Here is a 4,614-nt window from a genome sequence, read left to right as displayed (position 1 = left end):
CGCCGATTTTGAATGGGACGCCCGGAACAACCAATATATCTGTCCGGAAGGCGAGGCGCTCAAGCAGTTCCGGCGGAGCTACTCAGACCCGAACCGTGGCCCGACTGGCAAAGGTGTCGTCAAGTATCAGGCGTTGAAGCTGACCTGCCAGGCCTGCCCCTCGAAGTCAAAATGCTGCCCGAATGCCGATGCCCGCAAGATTACCCGCGAAGAACATGAAGACGCCCACCAGGTCGCCCGCGACATTGCCAAGACCAGACAATACGACATCTCGATGAAGCTTCGGAAGAAGGTCGAGATGCTCTTCGCCCACCTCAAACGTATCTTAGGTTTGGGGCGGCTCCGATTACGTGGCCCATGCGGCGCAAATGACGAATTCCTGCTCGCTGCCACCGCCCAGAACCTCCGGAAATTGGCTAAGATCTTTCCTGCACCGCAGAAACCGGGAACCGCCTGATCAGAAAGGCGCTCGCGCTCTGTTCAGCTAACTACTTTCTGCGCTCGCAACACGTTGTTTTTCCACAGAATCGGCTCGTTCCTGTCATTCTCTGCAAAAATGTTGGATGACTGGTAAGGGCTGGCGGCGACCGTCATTTCGTCACCAGCCCCACCATGGCCTTTAAACCGCACTACCGCCCGAACCTATCCGTCAACTGACCGATGATGCTGAGGATGCGTTCGGCGTGTTTGATATCGTCGCGGATGATCTCGCGGATGCCTTCGCTTTCTTCGGCAGCCAGATCGTCCTGCAACACCGCGAGGTCGGCCTCCCACTCCTCCCGCTTTGCCAGCCACATATCGAGCTCGGCTTTCTCTTCCTTGGTCCAGGGTCCCTCAACCCGCGCCTCGCCGGTGTTTAGATCGATCTTGACGTGATCGGGATGTGGCACTGGATCCGATAGGTCAGTGATGCCAAGCCGTTTGCGCCGCTCCAGTTCCTCGTCCCACTCGATCTTGTAATCCATCGCCGTTGAGAGCCACTCATCGGCCAGCTGCTTGTTCTGCCGCTCAGTGGTTGAGAGCATCTCGGCAAAGAGCCGCTGCGCCCGATGCTGGCCTTTGGCGGCATTCACCGCCAGCGATCGCATGACAGCCTGTGCCATCGGGATCGTGACGTTACGCGCGCTATCCCGTACAGTGATGTCACGATATGCCTCCTGCAGGATAATGCTCTTCAGGCGCTCTTCGTTGAGCTTGGGTAGCCTGTTCTTCGCCCCTTTGGGTCGACCCCTTGGATTACCAGACACGCCGGGTTTGAACCGAGTTGTGGCCGGAGGTTTGCCGTAGCCGACCTCATACGCGACGCCCGGCCTTTGTACCGGCAGCTTGTTCTTCTCCCTACTCATTCAGCCGCCCCCAACACTTGCGCCGCAGGTCCCTACCAGCCGCAGACCAGCTGTTTCGCCTCATCCTTCGCATAGGCTTCCCATCGCGTGAGGATGCGATCACAGTAGATCGGATCAAGCTCGCAGAGATATCCACAGCGGCCGCTCTTTTCCGCCGTGATCAGCGTCGAGCCGGACCCGCCGAAGATATCCAGAACGACGTCGCCCCGCGCGAAGACATCTCGGATCGCATCCGCGATCATCTGAACCGGTTTGACCGTCGGATGCAGCGCCAGCTCTTCCATCCGCCCCGCATGCCGGCTGTTTACGCCGCGGTATTCCCAGACATTGGTGCGATAGCGCCCGTGCTGCCCCAGCTCGAACGTGTTGATATGCGGCGCGTCGCCTTTCTTGAAGGCAAAGATCAGCTCGTGGCGCGAGCGATAGAACGTGCCCATACCACCATTGTCCTTGGCCCAGACTATCAGGTTCTTGAGCTCGGCATAAACCCCCTGCCCCGCTTTCAGCATCTCGGACATGTGCCGCCAGTCCATGCAGAGGAAGTTGATCAACCATCCACGCTGTGATCGGCGAGATTGCGGAAGGCGCGCTCCAAGAAGCCGGTGAACTCGCCCGCGCTCATCTCGCCGGAGGCCATGGCAAACTCGCGGTGTTGGATCTTACCCGAGTTCCCGACATGGCCGTCGATTGGCACGTTGTAGGGCGGATCGCTGAACACCATCCGGGCAACTGCTCCGTCCATCAGATCAGACACAACATCCGCGTCCAGCGCGTCGCCACAGATCAGCCGGTGCGGACCTAACTGCCAGACATCGCCCAACTGCACGCGGGCGGGGGCCTCATATGGCAGGATATCCTCTTCCGGATTGCCCGGCTCTTCGGGCGCCACCGCCTCCAGCACACCATCGATCTCAGGAATGGAGAACCCGGTGATCGAGACATCAAAGTCGAGATCCGCGGACATCAGCGCGCCGAGCTCCGCCGCCAGCAGATCCTCGTTCCAGCCCGCATTCAGCGCCAGTTTGTTGTCGGCCAGCACATAGGCTCGTTTCTCATCCGCACTCATGTGATCCAGCCTGAGGCACGGCACCTCCCTCATTCCGAGTTCGTTCGCCGCGGCAACCCTGCCGTGCCCCGCCAAAATGGTCCGGCGTTCATCAATCAGCACCGGATTGGTAAACCCAAACGCCTCAATGCTCTCTGCAATCTGCCGGATCTGTTTTTTCGAATGGGTCCGCGCGTTGCGCGCCCAGGGGGTGAGATCGCCAATGGCGATCCAATCTAAATTCTTTCGGGTCATTTCGACCTCCTTGATCCCGCTCGCCGGTGGAATCACTCCATCGGCCTCTTGTGTTCGATATATCTTACGACTGGCATCTTGTAAAACAAAGGTGTATGCCGTCGTCAGACACATCATACAAGGAGGCATTCATGCATATTGGAGAGCGTCTGCACAGCTTGCGCCAGAAGAGCGGGCAATCCTTGCAGGCGGTGGCGGATGCAGTCGGAATATCCAAGGCGCATATCTGGGAGATGGAGAAAGGGCACAGCCAAAATCCATCCTTTGATCTTGTCCGGAAACTGGCCAAGCATTTTGGGGTCAGCATCGATGCTTTGGTGGGCGAGGACGACGAACCCGACGCCGACACCTTGCAGATCGAACGCATCCACCGCGGCCTGGAAGACCTTTCCCGGCGAGACCGCGCTATTGTCGAAGACACAATCCGTGCAATGAAGACGCGGACTGGAAGCCAAGGCTAGAAATTGCAACTCTCCCGAATTGATCTGGCTGACCTGCATGTACCTACAGCGATCGCTCGGGCAATATTCGCACAACTTGAAACAATCGATGCACCCGTACCAGTGGGTCAAATTGCGCGCGCGTTGGACATCGCTGATATCAAGACGCAAGTGTTTGATGGTTTTGAGGGCATGCTTCTCACAGACACGGTCCGGAGTGCCGGGTCGATCCTAGCTAACACTCGATATGGCGATCAACGAGCCAGGTTTACGATTGCGCACGAGCTGGGGCATTTCCTGATGGAGCGGCACAAGTTGTCCGGCGACAGAGGATTCACCTGCAAGGCACAGGATATGCGCGAGACGCGCGCTGGCCAACGCCAATACCGACAGGAGTCAGAGGCGAACGCGTTCGCCATCAATTTGCTTGCACCGTTCAAACTGTTCGATCCGTTGCTTTCCCAGGATCCTGATCTGAAAGATGCTCAGCGGCTGCGCGATCATCTAAACGTCAGCCTGGAGGCAACAATCCGACGCATGATCGATCGCAGGGAAGAATGCCTGACGGCGGTTTGGTCGCGAAATGGTCAAGTTCGGTATTCTGTCAAAAGCAGTAGGTTTCCGTGGATCACCTGCAAGCGTGGCGAACGGCTGCCCCACCTCAGCCTGGCCGGTAAAATTGTAGCCAATGGCGCCAAAGGATTTAGTAGCGTCACGGAAACCAACCCGCTTGCCTGGTTGAGCCGGTCAGATGTCGAGTTGTTTGAACAAACACGTGTGGCCAATAACGGCCACGCTGTCACATTGCTTTTGGCGGATCTGGCAGATGCCGACGACGATGAAGACGATAGCGGCAGCTTGAAAGAACTGAACGCCGGGTTTTCGATAAGCGCCAGCGCCTTCCCTGTTACCGCATGGGCTTTCCCTGTTAATCCCTGAAAAATTCACTGTTTGGTCGAATTAATTTCCTGTTATCAAAAGAACAGGGAATTGGTCCGTAAACGCCTGTTATTACGTCGATATTCAGGGGCAAAATCATCAAAATCAGTCGGTTTCAGGCTAAATTCGCAGAATTTCCCTGTAAATTCCCTGTTTCCAGGGAAATTGCGCAGAGACTGGATAGCTTGAGACTGCGCGCACTACCAAACCCACCTGACTCTTCTTATCCTTCAAGGGCTTGGCGCCAGGTTCGCCAAATCTTGAGGGCGGCTTCGCCAATCTTCTGTTTCACTTTTTGCTTTTCGGGCAAACGGGTTACGGCTGCGTCAGCAGCGTTCCGGCGGCCGACAGCCTCAATAGAACTGCATTATGTGGTTGGTTTTAAGTTGAGGTAATCCGAGGAACGATAATAACTCGCCATCAAAGCCGATATGGTACCGGGAACAGGGCACCCTGCCCGACGTCATCCTGTCTCACCGCTCTGTGGCCCACAGATTCATTTGAGCTGTTTATTTAGAATTGGAAGATGTCGGTTGTGATATCTGTGGGGGTGATGGAGTGTATCTCGACGATGCTTTGCCCGGCGACC

Annotated in this window: 6 protein-coding genes; 3 read left to right on the top strand and 3 right to left on the bottom strand. The window is 56.6% G+C overall.

Going from position 1 to position 4,614, the window contains the following annotated elements; all coding sequences use genetic code 11:
• A partial coding sequence (locus LC334_RS22865) for a transposase (RefSeq protein WP_223413139.1) occupies positions 1–457 on the top strand: 457 nt, incomplete at its 5' end.
• Between the two features lie 172 nt (positions 458–629).
• On the opposite strand, the gene LC334_RS22860 is transcribed toward LC334_RS22865, so the two are convergent.
• From LC334_RS22860 to LC334_RS22850, 3 genes are read right to left on the bottom strand one after another with little or no spacing between them, the layout of a single operon-like run.
• Complete coding sequence (locus tag LC334_RS22860) at positions 630–1,346, bottom strand: DUF5681 domain-containing protein (protein ID WP_085802618.1); 717 nt, start codon at positions 1,344–1,346, stop codon at positions 630–632.
• A 32-nt stretch (positions 1,347–1,378) separates the two neighbouring features.
• Positions 1,379–1,897, bottom strand: coding sequence for a DNA-methyltransferase (locus tag LC334_RS22855; RefSeq protein WP_223413138.1), 519 nt, complete (start codon positions 1,895–1,897; stop codon positions 1,379–1,381).
• A complete protein-coding gene (locus LC334_RS22850; RefSeq protein WP_223413137.1) occupies positions 1,894–2,646 on the bottom strand; it encodes a ParB N-terminal domain-containing protein in 753 nt (250 codons plus the stop codon). Before LC334_RS22850 ends, LC334_RS22855 begins: the two co-directional genes overlap by 4 nt.
• Before the next feature lie 131 nt (positions 2,647–2,777).
• On the opposite strand from LC334_RS22850, the gene LC334_RS22845 reads away from it, so the two are divergent.
• Positions 2,778–3,107, top strand: coding sequence for a helix-turn-helix domain-containing protein (locus LC334_RS22845; RefSeq protein ID WP_085802619.1), 330 nt, complete (start codon positions 2,778–2,780; stop codon positions 3,105–3,107).
• A gap of 123 nt (positions 3,108–3,230) precedes the next feature.
• Entirely contained in the window at positions 3,231–4,025 is a 795-nt protein-coding gene (locus LC334_RS22840) for an ImmA/IrrE family metallo-endopeptidase (protein WP_223413136.1), read from the top strand.
• Positions 4,026–4,614: the final 589 nt, after the last annotated feature.

Origin of the sequence: Roseovarius aestuarii, assembly GCF_019966515.1 — a bacterium.
Classification (GTDB): Bacteria; Pseudomonadota; Alphaproteobacteria; order Rhodobacterales; family Rhodobacteraceae; genus Roseovarius; species Roseovarius aestuarii.
Note: the sequence above shows the minus strand (reverse complement) of the source record. Positions and strands in the feature narration are given on the sequence as shown.